This is a genomic window from Spirillospora sp. NPDC049024 (genome assembly GCF_040649235.1).
In the GTDB taxonomy this organism is placed as follows: Bacteria; Actinomycetota; Actinomycetes; order Streptosporangiales; family Streptosporangiaceae; genus Spirillospora.
The window spans coordinates 108,507-125,465 of the sequence record NZ_JBEZFD010000001.1; the positions used below are offsets into that span (position 1 = coordinate 108,507).

Annotated in this window: 21 protein-coding genes and 1 tRNA gene; 7 read left to right on the forward strand and 15 right to left on the reverse strand. The window is 71.5% G+C overall.

All coding sequences use genetic code 11. The features are described 5' to 3' along the window. The first annotated feature begins 467 nt into the window (after nucleotides 1-467). From AB0C21_RS00515 to AB0C21_RS00535, 5 genes are all read left to right on the forward strand, one after another. Nucleotides 468-590 (forward strand): hypothetical protein, encoded by a 123-nt coding sequence (locus AB0C21_RS00515; RefSeq protein WP_500201977.1) that lies wholly within the window; start codon nucleotides 468-470, stop codon nucleotides 588-590. A gap of 244 nt (nucleotides 591-834) precedes the next feature. After that, complete coding sequence (locus AB0C21_RS00520; RefSeq protein ID WP_500202332.1) at nucleotides 835-1,221, forward strand: DUF3631 domain-containing protein; 387 nt, start codon at nucleotides 835-837, stop codon at nucleotides 1,219-1,221. A gap of 157 nt (nucleotides 1,222-1,378) precedes the next feature. Then, on the forward strand, nucleotides 1,379-1,612 hold the full coding sequence (locus AB0C21_RS00525; RefSeq protein WP_500201978.1) for a helix-turn-helix domain-containing protein: 234 nt from the start codon (nucleotides 1,379-1,381) through the stop codon (nucleotides 1,610-1,612). 324 nt (nucleotides 1,613-1,936) lie between these two features. Then, nucleotides 1,937-2,203: a hypothetical protein gene (locus AB0C21_RS00530; protein WP_500201979.1), complete on the forward strand. Its 267-nt coding sequence runs from the start codon at nucleotides 1,937-1,939 to the stop codon at nucleotides 2,201-2,203. Continuing rightward, entirely contained in the window at nucleotides 2,200-2,616 is a 417-nt protein-coding gene (locus AB0C21_RS00535) for a tyrosine-type recombinase/integrase (RefSeq protein ID WP_500201980.1), read from the forward strand. The genes AB0C21_RS00530 and AB0C21_RS00535 overlap by 4 nt, the downstream gene beginning before the upstream one ends. Nucleotides 2,617-2,712: 96 nt before the next feature. Here AB0C21_RS00535 and AB0C21_RS00540 read toward each other — a convergent pair. Then, nucleotides 2,713-2,785 (reverse strand) — tRNA-Asn (locus tag AB0C21_RS00540). Nucleotides 2,786-2,928: 143 nt separating this feature from the next. Here AB0C21_RS00540 and AB0C21_RS00545 point away from each other — a divergent pair. After that, entirely contained in the window at nucleotides 2,929-3,192 is a 264-nt protein-coding gene (locus AB0C21_RS00545) for a YtxH domain-containing protein (RefSeq protein ID WP_500201981.1), read from the forward strand. Here AB0C21_RS00545 and AB0C21_RS00550 read toward each other — a convergent pair. The 10 genes from AB0C21_RS00550 to AB0C21_RS00595 form a co-directional block, all read right to left on the reverse strand. Next, complete coding sequence (locus tag AB0C21_RS00550) at nucleotides 3,189-3,683, reverse strand: hypothetical protein (protein WP_500201982.1); 495 nt, start codon at nucleotides 3,681-3,683, stop codon at nucleotides 3,189-3,191. The genes AB0C21_RS00545 and AB0C21_RS00550 overlap by 4 nt on opposite strands. Nucleotides 3,684-3,700: 17 nt before the next feature. Next, nucleotides 3,701-5,020: an MGH1-like glycoside hydrolase domain-containing protein gene (locus AB0C21_RS00555; protein WP_500201983.1), complete on the reverse strand. Its 1,320-nt coding sequence runs from the start codon at nucleotides 5,018-5,020 to the stop codon at nucleotides 3,701-3,703. 96 nt (nucleotides 5,021-5,116) lie between these two features. Then, nucleotides 5,117-5,953: an HAD family hydrolase gene (locus AB0C21_RS00560; RefSeq protein WP_500201984.1), complete on the reverse strand. Its 837-nt coding sequence runs from the start codon at nucleotides 5,951-5,953 to the stop codon at nucleotides 5,117-5,119. Then, nucleotides 5,950-7,062, reverse strand: a complete 1,113-nt coding sequence (locus AB0C21_RS00565; RefSeq protein WP_500201985.1) for a cysteine protease StiP family protein — start codon at nucleotides 7,060-7,062, stop codon at nucleotides 5,950-5,952. The genes AB0C21_RS00560 and AB0C21_RS00565 overlap by 4 nt, the downstream gene beginning before the upstream one ends. Next, nucleotides 7,059-8,417 (reverse strand): phosphoribosyltransferase family protein, encoded by a 1,359-nt coding sequence (locus AB0C21_RS00570; protein ID WP_500201986.1) that lies wholly within the window; start codon nucleotides 8,415-8,417, stop codon nucleotides 7,059-7,061. Before AB0C21_RS00570 ends, AB0C21_RS00565 begins: the two co-directional genes overlap by 4 nt. Continuing rightward, nucleotides 8,414-9,637: an HpcH/HpaI aldolase/citrate lyase family protein gene (locus AB0C21_RS00575; protein ID WP_500201987.1), complete on the reverse strand. Its 1,224-nt coding sequence runs from the start codon at nucleotides 9,635-9,637 to the stop codon at nucleotides 8,414-8,416. The genes AB0C21_RS00570 and AB0C21_RS00575 overlap by 4 nt, the downstream gene beginning before the upstream one ends. 72 nt (nucleotides 9,638-9,709) lie before the next feature. Then, nucleotides 9,710-10,288: a TerD family protein gene (locus tag AB0C21_RS00580; protein ID WP_500201988.1), complete on the reverse strand. Its 579-nt coding sequence runs from the start codon at nucleotides 10,286-10,288 to the stop codon at nucleotides 9,710-9,712. 51 nt (nucleotides 10,289-10,339) lie between these two features. Then, nucleotides 10,340-11,470, reverse strand: coding sequence for a DUF475 domain-containing protein (locus AB0C21_RS00585; RefSeq protein WP_500201989.1), 1,131 nt, complete (start codon nucleotides 11,468-11,470; stop codon nucleotides 10,340-10,342). Between the two features lie 62 nt (nucleotides 11,471-11,532). Continuing rightward, nucleotides 11,533-12,111 carry a TerD family protein gene (locus AB0C21_RS00590; RefSeq protein WP_149257551.1) on the reverse strand — a complete coding sequence of 193 codons (579 nt, stop codon included), beginning with the start codon at nucleotides 12,109-12,111 and terminating at the stop codon, nucleotides 11,533-11,535. A gap of 49 nt (nucleotides 12,112-12,160) precedes the next feature. Beyond that, entirely contained in the window at nucleotides 12,161-12,736 is a 576-nt protein-coding gene (locus AB0C21_RS00595) for a TerD family protein (protein WP_149257552.1), read from the reverse strand. 216 nt (nucleotides 12,737-12,952) lie between these two features. On the opposite strand from AB0C21_RS00595, the gene AB0C21_RS00600 reads away from it, so the two are divergent. Beyond that, on the forward strand, nucleotides 12,953-14,206 hold the full coding sequence (locus tag AB0C21_RS00600) for a molecular chaperone DnaJ (RefSeq protein WP_500201990.1): 1,254 nt from the start codon (nucleotides 12,953-12,955) through the stop codon (nucleotides 14,204-14,206). Nucleotides 14,207-14,261: 55 nt separating this feature from the next. On the opposite strand, the gene AB0C21_RS00605 is transcribed toward AB0C21_RS00600, so the two are convergent. Genes AB0C21_RS00605 through AB0C21_RS00620 form a run of 4 tightly spaced genes read right to left on the reverse strand, consistent with a single transcriptional unit; the run spans nucleotide 14,262 to nucleotide 16,902 of the window. Beyond that, nucleotides 14,262-15,074 carry a GvpL/GvpF family gas vesicle protein gene (locus AB0C21_RS00605; protein ID WP_500201991.1) on the reverse strand — a complete coding sequence of 271 codons (813 nt, stop codon included), beginning with the start codon at nucleotides 15,072-15,074 and terminating at the stop codon, nucleotides 14,262-14,264. Continuing rightward, on the reverse strand, nucleotides 15,071-15,400 hold the full coding sequence (locus AB0C21_RS00610; protein ID WP_500201992.1) for a gas vesicle protein K: 330 nt from the start codon (nucleotides 15,398-15,400) through the stop codon (nucleotides 15,071-15,073). The genes AB0C21_RS00605 and AB0C21_RS00610 overlap by 4 nt, the downstream gene beginning before the upstream one ends. Beyond that, nucleotides 15,384-16,340, reverse strand: a complete 957-nt coding sequence (locus AB0C21_RS00615) for a gas vesicle protein (protein ID WP_500201993.1) — start codon at nucleotides 16,338-16,340, stop codon at nucleotides 15,384-15,386. The genes AB0C21_RS00610 and AB0C21_RS00615 overlap by 17 nt, the downstream gene beginning before the upstream one ends. Before the next feature lie 19 nt (nucleotides 16,341-16,359). After that, nucleotides 16,360-16,902, reverse strand: coding sequence for a gas vesicle protein (locus tag AB0C21_RS00620; protein ID WP_500201994.1), 543 nt, complete (start codon nucleotides 16,900-16,902; stop codon nucleotides 16,360-16,362). Nucleotides 16,903-16,959 lie beyond the last annotated feature (57 nt).

Genomic DNA, 16,959 nt, shown 5'->3' on the forward strand with positions numbered 1-16,959 from the left:
TTCAACTTGCGACTCGTGCACTACATGACCGGTGGTATCGCCGTAAGGCCGAACCCGCACTGGGAGATCGTTGAACCGTTCGTGGATGAGGAGCACGGTCAACGGCGGTCGGTCGGAAGGAAGTGCCCGACTTGCCTTCGCACAGATGTTCTTGCAGGCGAGCTACACGTACGCCGTACCCTCACCACAGACTATCGACTGGGCGGCGGACTTCTGCGCGGATAGGCCGATCGTAAAACTTGGAGCCGGACGAGGCTATTGGGCAGCACAATTGGCTCACGCGGGGGGCTGAGCGTTGATGCGTACGATTCAGAACCCCCAGATAAGACTCGGAACGCCTCATTCTCGAAAGCGGCCGGCCAGGCAGACGTCTGGCACACCGGCAGGCATCTAACCGAGTTCGAGTTCGTGCCGACCCAGCAGGTTACGCGGTGGTCTTATGCGGGCCGCCTGGCTGGGGAGACCCGATGTCTTCTGAAGCGCTGACCCTGTTCGAGAAAGCCGGAGGTGAACGGCTGATCTACATCGGGGAACGCAAGGTCGGAAAGACAGGCAACGATGCCTTCTTCGATGCCCTGCCCGCACGCTGAGACTCCACTCCGTGGACCCGCCACTTCGTTTCTTGGTGGACAGACACAGACGTTGCCCAAGGGTGGGTCCGAGCCTGAATCCACACATGGTAAAGGGGTATCGGATACTCGGCGCCCCCTTTACCATCTCCCCTTCCTGAGGGGCATGCGGAACACACGAACGCGTCGTAGCGATCGCGAGGATATGAGACGTCGGAAATCATGATAACCCGGTCGTCGGCGGAGAGAAATTGCTTGCGCCGTCCTGGCCCTCACCGCCGACGCCGACGACAACGACCAGATGTCCACCCGGCTCCGCCTGCTCACCGACTGCCGGACCGCGTTCGGCACCGCCCCTGCTCTACCGACCGACCCGGAAGCGCCCTGGCACGACTACGGACCCAACGGCCTGACCACGATGAAGCTCGGAACCATCCTGCGCGAATACGAGATCAGATCCGGCAACATCCGGTACCTCGACGGCACCCAGGCCAAGGGCTACCAGCGCGCCGATTTCACCGACGCATGGGCCCGCTACTGCCCCGAGATCGCCCCGCCCGAGGGCGAGAACGCCCCTGGCGAGCCGGGTAGCCGTGCCAGCCTCGTCATCGCAGGTCAACGCGGGACGGCTCGAAACCGTGGGACGGCTTAGCCGTCCCAGCCGAACAAGCCGTCCCAGCCTGACCAGCAGAAATGACCCTGGGACTGCTGGGACGGCTACCCCTCACCCGACCGCCACCGGCACGGCGCCCAAGCCACCCCGCACGCCGCCGCGCCGCCCAAGTTCCCCGATCGCCAGAAGCCGAGGGATGGACTGCGAGATGGACACCGGGAAGCCCAGTCCGGCCGAACTCTTCGGCCTCAAGCCCCTGTACAAGATCTCCAAACTGCCCGGCATCCTCCCGTTCAGCCGGAGCCGGATCTACGAGCTGGTTCGCGCGGGGCGCATCAGGACCGTCACGGAGCACAGCGTTCGCCTTGTGCCTGCAAGCGCACATGTCGAGTACATCGAACTACTGGAAAGGGAGGCTGAGGCGGCGTGAGCGGTAAGAAGCGGCGTTCTCCGGGGGAAGACGGTCTCAGTTGGGACGCTTCCCGCAATAGGTGGGTGGCGTCCCAGAGCATCGGCTATCCGCCCAATGGGCGCCGGATCATCGTCCGTGGCCGAGGGAAGACTCAGACGGAGGCGCTTAAGAAGCTCAAGGAGAGCTTGAAGCGTCGGGAGGAGAAGCAAGCACCGAAAGCAACGGCGGACGTGACGATTGCCGAAGCGGTCGCCGGGTTCCTGCGGTACGGGCTCATAGGGCGTGACGAATCGACCGTCACGAACGCGCGTAGCCTCCCGGAACGTAGTCCAGCTCTGCGAGGTGCCGACCGGCAAGCGCACCGGCCGCCCGTCCAAAGCGCTGGACTTCGCGCAAGCAATGCAGGTGCTCGCCGCCACCGAGCGTGCGCAGTCGGACATGCGGCAGTACGTCATTCTCGCGTTGCTCCCCGGCGCGCGGACGGAGGAACTCCGGAAACTCACCTGGTCGCATGTCGTCGCCTACGACAAGGGCCGCGGGCAGTGGCGCCCGGTGCATGAAGCAGGGGGGGGCACGATGAGTTCGCCGTCTACGTCTGGCGTTCTGTGAGGGCACGGGGCGACACCAAGACCAAGAAGTCCCGCCGCACGCTCAAACTCCCCCGCCGCTGCGTGGTGGCCCTACGGGACCTCTGGGCGAGTCTCCCCCAGCCACTCGATCCCGAGGCGCTTCTGTTCCCCGGTGAGGCCGGCGCCGTGCGAGGGGCGATGACCGTGCTACGAGCGTTCCGCCGCGAGGTCATCGCGCCCGCCGGGCTGGACCCGGACGCCTGGACGCCGCGCGAGCTGCGGCACAGCTTCGTCTCCCTGCTGTCGGACAACGGGATGCCGCTGGACAAGATCGCCCTGTTGGTGGGCCACAGCGGGACACAGGTGACGGAGAAGGTGTACCGGCAGCAGATCCGGCCCGTGATCCAGGACGGCGCACAGGCCATGGATCTGATCTTCCCGAACCCCAACTAGGGCGTCTGGTACTCGGTTCGGTACTCACTAGACGGGTCAGGCCCGCTTCCCACGCTGGGAACGGGCCTGATCTGGTGTAACGCCGAGGTAAGGAAGCTCCCGCGATTGGACTCGAACCAATAACCTGCCGGTTAACAGCCGGCTGCTCTGCCGATTGAGCTACGCGGGATCGTGCGTCCGCCGGGGTCTGTCGGCCCCTGGCGGCGGGTCTAGGTTAGCGCATGTCCGGGGCTGTTCGCGCACGCGCAGGGGTTGAGGCGCCTAGGGCGGGTATAGGGGGTGTCACGATTCCGCCGTCAGTAGGAGTTGGACATGAAGGCTCGCACGATGTTCATCGCAGGCGCCGCGGTCGGCTACGTCTTCGGGACGAAGGCCGGACGTGAGCGGTACGAGCAGCTCAGGCAGCTGTCCAAGCAGGTCTCGGAGAACCCGAACGTGCAGGAGGCCGCGGGGAAGCTGCGGTCGAAGGGCGAGACGTTCGCCGAGGTCGCGCGTGACAAGGCGGGCCACCTGAAGGACCGCGTGCCCGACCAGGTGACGGGGGGCCGCAAGGAGGAGCAGCCGTACCCCGGCTAGAGGCCGGTCTGACGGCGCAGCTCTTCGAGGACCTGTTCGGCCTGGGCGCGTAGGCCCGGGTCGGACGGGTCGAGCCCCGCATCGAAGACGAACGTCCAGCGCACATCGCCGCCGGCAGCGGGGCGCCGGCCGGCGATGCGCACCTTGCCGCCCCCGGGCAGGGCCGCCTGGTGGGTGACGGCGATGGTGGCGGTGACGCGCTCCCGGACGGTCTCGGGCACCGAGCCCGGGTCGGTGAGGCGGACGTGGTGCTCGCCGCGGCCGGAGGTCTCCTTGACGTGCAGCCAGCCGTCCTTCCAGGTGGCGTGGTCGACGCGTTCCCAGGGGATGCGGGCGAAGCCGCCGGAGGGGGTCGGCACGTGCAGGGCGAGGACGGTGGCGGTGACGTAGGAGCCGCCGCGGGTGGGGGCCGCCGCGAGGACGCGTTCGCCGCGTTCGAGCGCGAGCGCGTCGCGGACCGCGGCGGGCAGGGGGCCCCGGTGTAGGCGCATGCCCCCACGGTAGGCGATCAGGCGGCCTGGGGGGCGCGGCGGGCCCCGAGGAGGTCGAGGACGAGCGCCGCCGACCAGGCGTAGTCGTGGCTGCCGCGCCCGGTTCCGTCGAAGGGGTCGAAGAACTCGCGGAACCCGGACTGGCGGACGAGCCGCATGGTGGAGCCGTAGAGCAGGTCGGCGACGACGGGGAGGCCGTGGCCTAGGGCGCCGTACCAGACGAGCCAGTTGGTGCTGATCCAGGTGGGGCCGCGCCAGTAGCCGGCGCGGTCGAACGCGGGGGCCTGGATGTCGCAGGTCGGGACGGGGTAGCCGGCGGCGCCGGCGAAGCGCGCCGACAGCAGGAGGTCGACGAGGCTCCGGACGACCGGTTCGGGGAGGTCGGGGTCGAGCAGCGGGCCGAACGAGCCGGCGGTGACGACGGGCAGCAGCCGGTCGTCGCGCAGGTCGCGGGCGCGGAAGCAGCCGGTCTCGGCGTCCCAGAGCCGGTCGAGGACGGCGCGGTGGACGCGTTCGGCGCGTTCGCGGTGCGGGACGGGGTCGGCGCCGATGATCTCGGCTATGGCGGCGAGGGCGTGCGTGGAGGCGAGGTAGACGGCGTTGACGAGGGGGTCCTCGACGGCGAAGGGGTGCGTGTCGCGGAGGTAGCCGGGCCGGTAGCCCGCGTCCCGCATGAGCGCGACGAGGCGGACGTAGCGGTCGTAGTCCTCGCCGGTCGGCAGGGTGTGGGGGCGCAGGCCGGGCGCGTAGGAGGACGGCGGGAGCGGGAGCGCGCCGAGGGGGCGGTCCCAGGCGGGGCTGTTGTCGAGGCCCGACTCCCAGGGGTGGCAGATGGCGATGAGGCCGCTGGAGTCGAGGTCGCGGCAGCGGGCGAGGTAGCCGTGCTGGGCCGTGAGCATTGGATACAGGCGGGCCAGGAACGCGCGGCTGCCATCCCTGTCGGCGGCGCACTCGTGCAGGCGGAGGGCGCTGAGGGCGTGCAGCGGCGGCTGGGTGAGGCCGGAGGTGTGGACGCCGCGCGGGGCGCCGGGCTGCCGGTCGCTGCGCCACAGTTCCGGGCCGGGGAAGAAGGCGCGCCGGTCGAGGCTCGTGTTGAACACGATGTGGGGGACCATCCCGTCCGCCCACTGGCCGCGGAACAGGGAGAGCAGCTCGGCCTCGGCCCGGTCGTGGCGGTGGCGGGCGAGGCCCATGCTGATGAAGGCCGAGTCCCAGCTCCACTGGTGCGGGTAGAGGCCGGGCGAGGCGGCGGTGGCGGTGCCCGTCCAGTTCGCGTCGAGGACCCGGGCCGCGGCCTTCCACAGCGCGGTCTCGTCGCCGGTGAGACGGGAGCTCATGTGATCCAGGTGGCCTCCCCCTGCGCGCGAGAAGGGTGCCCCTTGATTGTCGCCTCAGATCGCGGTCCCGGCGACCCCTGGGGCGGCGACGGTTGTCTACCGGACGGGAGCCCGTCCGGTGAATATTTGCGGTGCCGCCGCCCGCGCCAGGAGCCACTGCGCGATCTCCTCGCCGGCGGCGATGCCGCGCGCGGCGGTGACGGCGGTGGCCGGGGCCGTCCAGCCGGTGTCGTGCAGTTCCCCGTGGGCAGGGCGGATCGACAGGTCGGCGGACTCCAGCAGCTCGGCGTCCAGGAGCGCGTCCCCCGCGGCGATCATCGTGGACGCGCCGGCGCGGCGGGCGACCTCCCGGGCGGCGGCGGCCTTGGTCAGGCCGGCGGGCAGGCAGTAGACCTTGCGGCCCTGGAGGGACGTCCGCCAGCCGCGTTCGGCGCACCATCCGGTGAGGTCCTCGACCCAGCCGGGCGGGAGCGCGGCCCGGTCCACGACGGTGTAGGCGAACAGGTCGGAAGCGGTGCGCCGCTTGAGGACGAAGTCGCCGCCGTTGCGGGCGAGGTGGTCCCGGACGTCCGCGAGCGGCGCGCACCCGTCGGCGAGCCGTTCCCGGACGGCCGCCGCCCAGTCAGGGTCGTCCTCGCCGTCCACGAGGATGTGGCCGCCGTTCGCGCAGATGGCGTACCGGGGCGGCTTCTCCAGCAGGTTCACGCGCCGGTACTGCTCGGGGGTGCGCGTCGTCGTCGGGACGAACGCGGTCGCGGCCGCGAGGGCCTCCAGTGCGCGTGCGGAGGCTTCGGTCATGTACGAGAGCGGTGCGCCTTGGTAGAACTCCACGCACAGCAGCCGCGGCATGGTCTCGTCTGGGCCGTCCAAGGCGAAGGCCGCGGTCGAGTAGATGAGCGTGCGGTCCAGGTCGGAGCACACCAGGACGGTCACTGAACGGCCCCCTTGCCGAACCGGGGATGGATGAACCCCATGCACGCGTAGGGGAACCGGTCTGGCTCGACCTCGTGGACGGGCACGCCGCGCTCACTGGCGAGCAGCCTGATGTGGGCGACCTCCTGGTGGGCGTCGGCGCGCACGAGCACCTTCCACGGGACGCGCCGCAGCAGCACTCGCGTGGTCTCGCCGATCCCCGGCTTCACGAGGTTCAGGTCGTCGATGCCCTCCGCGTCGGCGCAGCGCCGGACGGCCTCCCACCCCGACCAGTCGGGCTTGCGGTCGGCCGCGCGGAGCGTCGGCAGATCCTTGGCGACGCGTTCGGCGACCCCCTCGAACCGCGCGCAGACCGCTGCGAGGAACACCTCCGACACGTCGTCCGAGGCCAGCTCGGCGTAGAACTTCGCGCCGTGGAAGTCGCTTGGCCCGATGAGGGAGTCGTTGAGAACCGTCCGGCTTACCAGGCCCGACACGGTCGAGTTGAGGCAGGCGGACGGGATCAGGAAGTCGTCGCGGGTGCCGTACAGGGAGGTGCACCGCCCCGGGTCTGCCAGCACGGCGAGATCGGACGGGAACGGATGGGCGGCCAAGGCGGCGGTGAGTTCCTTGGTGATGGCGCCCTTGCCCGTCCAGCCGTCCACGAACATGACGGACGCCGGGTCATGGTGCTCGGCGAGGTACCGGAGCGCGACCGTGTCGATACCCCGCCCCCGGACGATGCTGACCGCGTAGTGCGGGACGTCGAGGCCATGGGCGAACCGCGCCCAGCGGCGCATCAGGACGCCGACCGGCGTCCCGGCACGCGCCAGCGACACCAGGACGGCGTCCGGCCCGCGCTCGGCGAGGATCATCTCGGTGACCAGCCCGGTCGCGTAGGCGAGCCGCTCGGCGGACGCGTCCAGGGCCTCGTGGAAGAGCTTCCGGTACTCCGGACCCGGCTGGTACTCGACCGGAAGCGACTCGGCGTAGTGCGCCCGTCCCGACTGGATGGCGGCCTCGCGTTCCTCCGTGGGCGCTTCCAGCCGCGCATGGGAGAGGTCCTTGAGGAGCCAGGCGACGTCCTCCGCCGGGTAGCTGCCGAAGGCCGGCCCGTACAGCGGCTTCACGATGCCCTCCTATAGGACGGGACAGTGGCGACCGTCACAGGGGCGAGCGCGCGCAGCCGTTCCAGGAGGCCGCCGGCGAGCGCCTGGGTGTCGCCGACGTCGTCCACCACGAACACGATCCTGTCGAAGGGGCGTTGCCCTGTCCCAGGGGCGACGTTGTAGGCGTACCGCTCCCCCAGCCCATCGGCGGGGTCGTCATGGGACGGGAAGACCAGGCGGGTCCTGATCGCGTAGCCCGGGTCGTCCACGGCAAGCACCGGGGAACGCGTCGTCGTGGAGTAGCGGACGTCCACGTCCGGCCGGGCGTCGGCAAGCGTCTCCGCTAGGCGCAGCGGCGCGTACATCAGCTCCTCGAATCCGAGGACGAGAACGCGGGACGCCTCTCCCCCGAGGCCCGCCGCGAGGGCGTCGCCCATCCGGGCCAGCTCCTTCTCCAGCCGCGTCCGGTGGTCGGGCAGGAAGCCGTGGCGTCCGCCGTCCGGCAGTCCGGCGGGCCAATCCAGCTCGACCCGGGTGACGTCGAGGCCCGGCCTGCCCTCGGGCATGGCGGGCGGGGACGAGATCCCGGCGACGAGCGCCCTGCCCGCCTCAAGGACGCCCTCAGGAAGCTCGACCTGCCCACCGGCCAGCGCCACCGCGTCTATGCGGGCCCCCAGGCGGGCGGCCAGAGCGTCCATGCGGGCCCGGTCGGCAGGGCCGCGCAGGTCGACCAGGGCCGCCAGCACGTAATGGCTCCTGGGACGGACGGCGTGCAGGGCCTCGATGGTGTTCAGCACCGTCCGACCAGTGGAGAGCTCGTCGTCCACCAGCACCACCGGTACGTCGCGATCGAGCGGCGCGGGGTCGGCGGGCAGCAGCAGATGGCTCGTTGCGTGGCTGTGCTCCTCCTCGAACCCGCCGTAGGGGACGAACCCCTCAACGGGACGCCGCGTGGAGTGCAGGTAGTAGGCGCCGCCGAGAGCGTCCGCCACCGAATGCCCCAAGGCCGTCGCGGTCTCGGCATAGCCCAGCACGATCGCGTCCACGGGGGCCTGGGGAACGCGCAGGAGGTCACGTAGCTCGGCGGCGGCGTTCGGCTCGCCGCGCAGGCTGTCCAAGAGAAGCGAACCAGGCCGGGATGGCTCGTCGCCTCGCAGGCGCGCGCGCACCAGCTCGCCAAGCAGCAGCCCGGACCCGTACACCAGGCGCGGATCGGTCGGCACGTGCTTGCCCAGCACGGCGGACACCAGCAGGTGCGCGCGTTTCGGATTGCGGCGCACGGCGAGCCCGACGAGGGACGAGAGCCCGGCGCCCGCGGGCCGCGCGCCGTCCACGAGGCGCACGCCCAGCCGCGCGGCCACCCAGGAAGCGGTCACGGGCTGTCCGCCGCTTCCAGCAGCTCGACGAACGTGACGCCCTCCGCCGCCACCCCGAACACCCGGGCGCGCAGCATCAGCCGCTGCGCCCACGCGCGGTGCGGTTTGGCCTCGTTCATCTTGTTGGCGTAGGAGCTGGCCATCGCCCCTCCCCCGGCGACGCCGAGGATGTCGGCGGCGTCGCTGTACTCCTCGTGCGTCACCACCGACAGGGCGTGGACGGCCGCGACGTGGCTCGGATGGATGACGGTCTTGCCGGTGAGCCCGTTCGCCTTGTCGAGGTGCACCTCGCGGATCAGCCCGTCCAGGTCGGAGGTGATGAGCCGCTGCCGCAGCGGCGCGGCGTGCTGCCGCTCGAACGGCGACTGCCGCAGCTGCGGCTTGAACATCCGCTCCCCCTGCGAGAAGTACTCCCACACGGGCCCGGTCACCACGTAGCCGGTGCCGTCGGCGCGGCCGAGGATGTTCACCACGTCGCAGATCACGCCCGCGACGGGCCGGATGTCGTAGATCGTCAGGTCGGGCGGGCGGCGCAGCCCGTACGCGGCGGACATGTCGGTCGCCCCCAGCCGGACGGCGAGGATCCGCGACCGGTGCTTGGCGAGGAGCCGCGCCACGTCGTGCAGCATCTCCGCGCGCGTCTCGGCGTACACGGCCTCCGGGCTCTCGATCACCGGCATCGCCAGCAGCCGCAGCCCGGAGGCGTCGCCCGCGTCCGCAAGCGCGTCCAGGAACGCTCCACCGCCCGACGCGGTGAACTTGGGCAGCACGAATCCGCTGACGAGCTCCGCCGCGTCGCCGAGCCGGCGGATCAGGTCGCCGATCTGCCGGGGGTCGCGGACGCGGACGAACAGCAGCGGGACCTCCGCGCCGGGGGTCTCCGAGAGAACTGAGCGCAGCGAACGGGGGGCGTGGGGGGTCGTCCCCCCACAGCATGCGGAGCCGTGCAGCGTCCGCAGCTGCGTCACGAGGTTGGCCTCGCCGGCCTCGACCTCGTCGTCGGCGATGGCGTCCTCCAGGCACACCACCATGCTCATCACGCCCCGCCTCGCCGCCCGCTCGATGTCGGCGGCGAGGAGCGGGCGCGTGGCGGGGCAGTACAGCGTCGCACCGAGCGCGACCGCCAGCACGTCCGGGTCGTCGTGCCGGCCGAACGGGCGCGGATGCCGGTAGAACAGGTGCTTGCGACGCGCGGCGTCGATGTGGTCGAAATGCCGCATGAACCCCTCGTCAGACGGTGCTTTCGGCGGGGGGCGCCGATGGTCGTGCCCGGGCGGCGGAGCGGTGCCGGGTCACAGGTGCGTCGCCACGGCCGGCAGCAGGTGCTGGAACGTGCGGCCGGTCGCGGTCGCGCCGATCGCGGTCATCGACCAGCCCTGCCCGTCCCGCGACACCTTGGCCATGATCTGCGCGTTGTGCTGCCCCGCGCCGCTCAGGTCGTAGCGCGCGATCTCCTGGCCGGTGCTCTCGTCCACCAGCCGGCAGAACGCGTTGGCGATCTGGGAGAAGTCCTGGCCGGTGAAGGAGTTCACGGTGAACACCAGCTGGGTCACGTTCGCGGGGACGTTCTGCAGGTCGACGTTGATGACCTCGTCGTCGCCCTCGCCCGCGCCGGTCAGGTTGTCGCCGGTGTGCTGGACGGAGCCGTCCGTGCTGCGCAGCTGCCGGAACCACACCTGGTCGGCGAGGTTGCCGGAGGCGTCGAACAGCAGGCACGAGGCGTCCAGGTCGATGGACTGCGCCTTGCCCTTGCCGAACAGCCCCTTCTTGGCGACGGCGTCCCAGCCGAGGCCCATCTTGACTCTGGTCAGGGTGCCACCGCCCGGCTTGGCCAGCGAGACCTTCTGCCCCTTCTGCAGCGAAATGGACATCGTCGACTCCTTCGATGATCGATGTATGTCGCGGGGTCGGAGGTACGCCGGTCAGACCTGGGAGGAGTGCAGCGGCCGGTCGCCGCCCGCCGCCGAGTCGGGCGAGTCGCCGCCGTGGTTGCGGTTGCGGACCACGGAACTGGCGAACGCGGCGATGATCAGCCCGGCGCCGAGCCCACCGGTGATCCACTCGGGGACGTGGTGGCCGATGCTGACCAGCATGCAGACCGCGAGGGCGCCGATCGCCCAGTGCGCGCCGTGCTCCAGGTAGACGTACTCGTGCAGGGTTCCCTTGCGGACCAGGAAGACCGTGAGGGACCGGATGTACATGGCGCCGATGCCGAGGCCCAGCGCGATGACGATCGGGTCGGTGCTGATGGCGAAGGCCCCGATGACGCCGTCGAAGCTGAACGAGGCGTCCAGCACCTCCAGGTACAGGAAGAGGAAGAACCCCGCCTTGCCGGTGGCGAGGGCCAGGGAGCTCGGCCCGGACCGCCCGCCGCCCTTCCCGGCCTCCGCGCCCGCCTTCTCGTCCGCCTCGTCCTCGTCGTCGTCCTCGCTCGCCTCGGAGAACAGCTCGCCGAGCCCGTTGACCAGGATGTAGGTCACCATGCCGAGCACGCCCGCGATCATGACGCTGCCCGGGTCGGAGGCCGCCAGCCACGCCACGAACGCCAGCGAGCCGCCCGCCACCACGACCGACAGCTGGTCCAGCTTGCCGATGCGGGCGAGCGGCCGCTCCAGCCACGGCAGCCACTTGTCGGCGCGCTCCTCGAACACGAAGTCCAGGAACAGCATCAACAGGAACATGCCGCCGAACGCCGCGATCATCGGGTAGGCGTCGTTCATCAGCTGGTGGTAGCGGTGGGAGTCGTTGAGGGCCAGGTCGAACGCCTCGACGGGGGACAGCTTGGCCGTGATCCCCACGATCAGCAGGGGGAAGACCAGCCGCATCCCGAACACCGCGATCGCGATGCCGACGGTGAGGAAGATCTTCTGCCAGAAGGCGCTCATCCGGTCGAGCACCTTGGCGTTCACCACGGCGTTGTCGAACGACAGCGAGACCTCGAGGACGGCCAGAACGGCGACCAGGGCGAGCCCGGTCGGCCCGTCATAGAGCAGGGCGAGGAGCAGGCCGACGACCGTGACGCCGAAGGACCACCCGAAGGTGCGAAGAATCATGCGCGTATTTCTGCTAGGAAGGACGGCCGGGCGGTGCGGCCGGATTGCGGGGGCGCCGGCACTCAGCCGACGTTGACGCCGAAGTCCATCGCGATGCCCGCCAGACCGGAGGCGTACCCCTGTCCGACGGCCCTGAACTTCCATTCGCCGCTGTGCCGGTAGAGCTCACCGAAGACCATCGCCGTCTCGGTGGAGGCGTCCTCGGTGAGGTCGAAGCGGGCGAGCTCGTTGCCGTCGGTCCGGTTGACGATCCGGATGAAGGCGTTGCGGACCTGCCCGAAGCTCTGCTGCCGGTTGTCGGCGTCGTAGATCGAGACGGGGAACACGATGCGGTCGCACTCGGCCGGCACCGCGCGGAGGTCGACGTTGATCGACTCGTCGTCGCCCTCGCCCTCACCGGTCAGGTTGTCGCCGGTGTGCTCCACCGAGCCGTCCGGGCTGCGCAGGTTGTTGAAGAACACGAAGTGCTGGTCCGACATGACCTTGCCGGTGCTCGCCAGCATCAGCGCGGAGGCGTCCAGGTCGAAGTCGGCGCCGGTGGTGGCGCGGACGTCCCATCCGAGGCCGACGGTGACCGCGGTGAGGTTCGGCGCGGCCTTCGTCAGCGAGACGTTGCCGCCCTTGGCGAGTGAGACCCCCATGTGCGGGCTGCTCCCTTCCTGTCTGGTCCGTTCGGGCTGTTCAGACTGCTCAGATGTTGACGCCGAAGTCCGCCGCGATGCCGGCCAGGCCCGACGCGTAGCCCTGGCCCACCGCCCTGAACTTCCATTCCGTCCCGTTGCGGTACAGCTCGCCGAAGACCATCGCGGTCTCCATCGACGCGTCCTCGGTGAGGTCGTAGCGCGCCATCTCCGCGCCGTCGGCCTGGTTCAGCACCCGGATGAAGGCGTTGCGGACCTGCCCGAAGTTCTGCCCGCGGCTGTCGGCGTCGTAGATCGACACCGCGAACGCGACCCGCTCGGCCGTGGCGGGCATCGCACCGAAGTTGACCTTGAGCTGCTCGTCGTCGCCCTCGCCCGCACCGGTGGTGTTGTCGCCGGTGTGCTCGACGGCGCCGTCCGGGGTGCGCAGGTTGTTGAAGAAGACGAAGTGCTGGTCGGTGATGATCTTTCCGGAGGCGTCCAGGACCATCGCGGAGGCGTCCAGGTCGAAATCGGTCCCGGTGGTCGTGCGCAGGTCCCAGCCGAGACCGACGGTCACCGCGGACAGGCCGGGGGCCTGCTTGGTGAGCGAGACGTTGCCGCCTTTGCTCAGGCTGACGGGCACGATGGGCCTCCAAGATCGCATGCCGGATCGGACGCCGAACCGGCGCCCAGCCTTATCGACGTAGCAGCGATGCTATCCGTTCCATCCTTTATGAAGGGATGGCGACAATATTTGTGATTCGGCCGCCGCCCGGCCGTCCTCCCGCCCCCGGCGGCCTTCGCGGATGGACGAAACCCGGGCGGGTTGCGCAAGACTGGGGGCGGACGAAGGGAGGCTGTGTTGCGGGGACCGGGCGACCAGCGCCGCCGGGGCGGCCGCGGGGCACAGGCGGCGGCCGGCGCCGTCGAGGCCAGGGAGGCGGCCGCGTCCGCCTTCTACGACATGGACCAGGCGCAGAAGTACATCGACGGCCGCGTCACCGTGTTCGAGGACCTGGACGCCAGGGCCGCCGAGCCCGCCCGCCGGGAGTTCACCCGGCTCTCCGAGGCCGCCGACGCCGCCTCGGTCGCCTACATCTCCGTCCTGGACGCCCACGATCTCGATGACCGGGACCGGTCACCGGCCGAGTACGACGCCGCGCGGCGCGCGTTCGTCGCGTCCACCGAGCGGCTGCAGAAGATCACCCACGACCTGAACGGCTTCGCCGAGCGCCTCGCCCCGCAGATGGCCCGGCTGGAGTCCGCGCTCGACCAGCTCCCGCCCCGGCTCACCGCCGCCCGCGACGCCGTCGCCGCCGCCGACGCGGCCGTGGCCGCGGCGAAGGCCGCCGGGATGGACGCCTCCGATCCGGAGGCGGAGCTGGGGCGCGCCAAGCAGGTCCTCGCGCAGCTCGGCTCGCAGGGGCTCGGCGGGCTCGGCCTCGACGGCGCCATCCGCACGGCCGAGGAGGTCCGCGGCATCGCCGAGCGGGCGCGGGAGGCGGCCGCGGAGCTGCCCCTGCTGGCGCAGAAGGTCCGCAACTCGCTCGCCTCCGTCCGGACGCGGGCCGACGCCGTCGCGAACCGTGTGGGGCCCGTCCAGGAGGCGATGCGCGTCCTGGTGCGCGGCTACTCGCAGGCGTGCTGGCAGGACCTCAAGGGCGCCCCCGAGTCGATCGAGGCGGCCGTCACCCGGGCCCGCGAGCGGCTGAACGAGGCGTCCGCGCACGCGAACCGCACCGAGTGGAAGCAGGCGCAGCAGTCGCTCACCGCCGCGCGCACCGAGCTGAACGCCGCCGACCGCCGCGCCGGGCAGGTCACCGGGCGGGTGGAGGAGCTGAGGGCGGTCGCCGAGGATCCGGCGAAGCCCGCCGAGAGCGTCCGGTTCGCGGTGCGCGACGCTCAGCGGCTCGCCATGGCGCAGCCCGGCGGCGCCCCGCCCCAGCACGCCCGCGTGCTCGACTCGCTCGTCGATCGGCTGGAGAGGGCGCCGCAGCGGCTCACCGGCGCCCATCCCGACTACTGGGCCTACCTCCAGGAGCTGGAGTCGATCAAGACGGCCGCCGGCGACGTCGTCACGCGGATCCGCTCGGAGCGAGCCCAGCAGCGCTAGAAGCGATGCGGGCGGTACGCCCGTGGCCCGCGACCCGGCAGGCCGCGGACGCGCCTCAGCGAGACTGCGCGGCGCGGGCGGCGTCCGGTGTCGCGAGCTCGTCCCCCGTGAAGGAGTAGGGAGGCCACGGGCCGAGGAAGCGCACGCGGACGGCGGGATGGCTCTCCTGGAGGTCGGAGAGGATGAGCCCCACGTCGTCGACCTCGTCGTCGTGCACCAGCAGGGCCAGGGAGAGCACCTCGGTCTCCTCGGGGCGGCGCGCCGCGGCCCGGCGGTCGGCCAGGTCCTCGGCGACGGCGCCGAGGCGCCGCCGGGCGTCGGCGTGCAGCTCGTCGGCGAAGGACTCGGCCGCGGCCCTGCGCTTGGCCTCCAGCTGCTTGCCGAGCAGCCGCCGCAGGCCCGGGGAGCTGTCGCGCATGCGCTCCTCGATCTCCTGCACTGAGGCGTCGCCGGTGGGCACGGCCGCGGACTCCAGCGCGATCTCCACCCGGTACTCGGCGCGCCCGCGCAGCCGGTCGAGGCGGGCGCGCAGGTCGTCGCGGTTCTGCCGCAGCCAGGCGCGCAGCCGGCTCGCGGCGTCGCCGTCCGGGCCGGGGGCGACCAGCACGTTGAAGGTCATCGGGAGCACGCCGCCCGCCGCGCGCCGCATGCCCTCCAGGGCGTCGTCGTGGGCGCGGATCCAGCGGCGGACCTCGTCGTCCGGTCCCTGGTAGGGCTGCGTCGGGGCCTCGTGGACGAGGGCCGCAAGCCCGCAGTCCTCGGCGTGGACCAGCCGCAGCGGCGCGCCGCCGATCCCCTCCCCCGGCGGCTCGGCGCCCTCCGGAGGATCGGCGACCAGCCCGTACACGTACAGCGCTTCGCCGGTCACCGCCGCTCGCTCCCGCCTTCGATCTCCTCGGCCCAGCGCCCGGGGTCGGCCAGCCGGTCGACGACCTCGTCCACGACCTCGTCCAGCCCGCGGTGCAGGTCCGCCACCGAGGCGGTGATGCCGTGGTCGGCCTTGATCTCCTCCATGGCCTCGTCCAGCTCCAGCAGGGCGTCGCCCAGCCGGTTCAGCTCCTCGGTGGTGAGGTCGCCGCCCTCCATCCGGCGCACGGCCTGCCGCTCCAGCGCCTCCTGGATCACCTCGACCAGGGTGACGACGAGCGTGAGCACGCCGTTCTTCAGGCTGTTCTCGTCAACGGTGATGGCCATGGGCCTCCTTCCGGTCAGGGCCGGCGCCGGCGGCCGGGGCGTTCGGGGCCAGGGCCCGCATCCAGCGCGGCGCCTCCTCGGTGGCCAGCACGATCCTCTCCCCCGGCGCTTCCACGACCAGGCGGTCCAGGCCGCCCGAAGGCGTGGAGCCGGGTTCGAGCCGCACGTCGCTGATCCGACCGATGTCCAGGACGACGGCCGGACGCCCGTCGGTCGGCGCCTTCCAGGTCAGGCGGCCGTTCTCCAGGCGGGCCCGGCCGCCGCGCCACACGGCGCCGTCCCGGCGGGGTTCGTGGTACCACACATGGCCCTCGTACTCGGAGGCGTCGTCGTCCGCGACGAGGGGCCGGGGCTCGCGCGACCGGACGTGCGGGGCGATCCGGCGCAGGCTCTCGTCGAACTCCTCGGGGTTCGCGGCCGACAGCAGGGCGCCGCCCCCGCCGGCCAGCTCCACCCGCACCCGCAGCCGCTCCTCGCCCCCGACCGTCCGCTCGCTCTGCAGGCGGGTGGCGGCCACGTCCTCCAGCCGGGCCTCCCAGAGCACCTCGCGCGGCTCGCGCCGGTAGACCAGGACGCGCCGGTCGGTGAGGAAGAGGGTGCCGGGCCGCCAGACGTGGGACAGGCCGGTGTCGTCATAGTGGCCGCCGAACGACCGGATCACCACCCGCTCGCCCTCCTCCAGCTCGGGCGTCGCGGCGGTGGCGCGCTCGGCCCAGGCGCGCGTGTCGGCGTCCCACTGCCGCAGCAGCCCGTACTCCAGCATGGTCTCCATGCCGGCGATGGCCGCGCGCAGGTTGACCCCGATCAGCGGGATGTCGGCGACCGCGATGATGAGGTCCAGATGCAGCACCGCGCCCTTGTTCAGCACGACCTCCAGCAGGTCGTCCAAGGTGACCTGGGGGTCGCGGGTGGGGCGCAGCGGCGCGGACGGCGCCGTCATCGGAGATCCGGTGCGCATCTCAGCCGGCGTCGCCGTCCTGGGACGCGCCGTCCGCGTCGCCCGTGCCGTCCGCGCGGGCGGCCTCGGTCAGCGACTTGGCGCTGCGCCAGCCGCACCACGGGCAGTACTCCTCCAGCAGCTGCTTGGTGGGAGACCGCTTGCCGCACTCGGGGCAGGTCTCCTTCGGGTCCTCGGTCTCCTTCCAGGCGGCCGTCTCCAGGTTCGTCCCCGAAGGGAACTCCAGGCCGTAGCGCGCCGCGGTCTCGAAGGAGGCCAGCGCCGCCCGCAGCCGGATCCCGAGCAGCTCCACGCCGGCGACCGACACCATGATGTCGGCATTGATCACCAGCCCCTTGTCCAGCAGGACCTCCACCACGTGGGCCAGGCCGCCCTCGCCGCCGCGCTGCGGCTCCATCGGGCGCCGCGTGCCGATCGGGCGCCCGCTCAGGTCCCGTGCGGACACGGCCGAGGCGGGGCGCGCGCGCTCGATCGAGGTGGGGCGGACCACCTCGTCGCTCTGGCCCGGCCGCCGCGTTCCCGTCGGCTGCCTGTCTTCGTCCATCACGTCCTCGTCCGGTTTACGGTGCGCACTCGTCGCACGCGGAAGTCCCACGCCGAC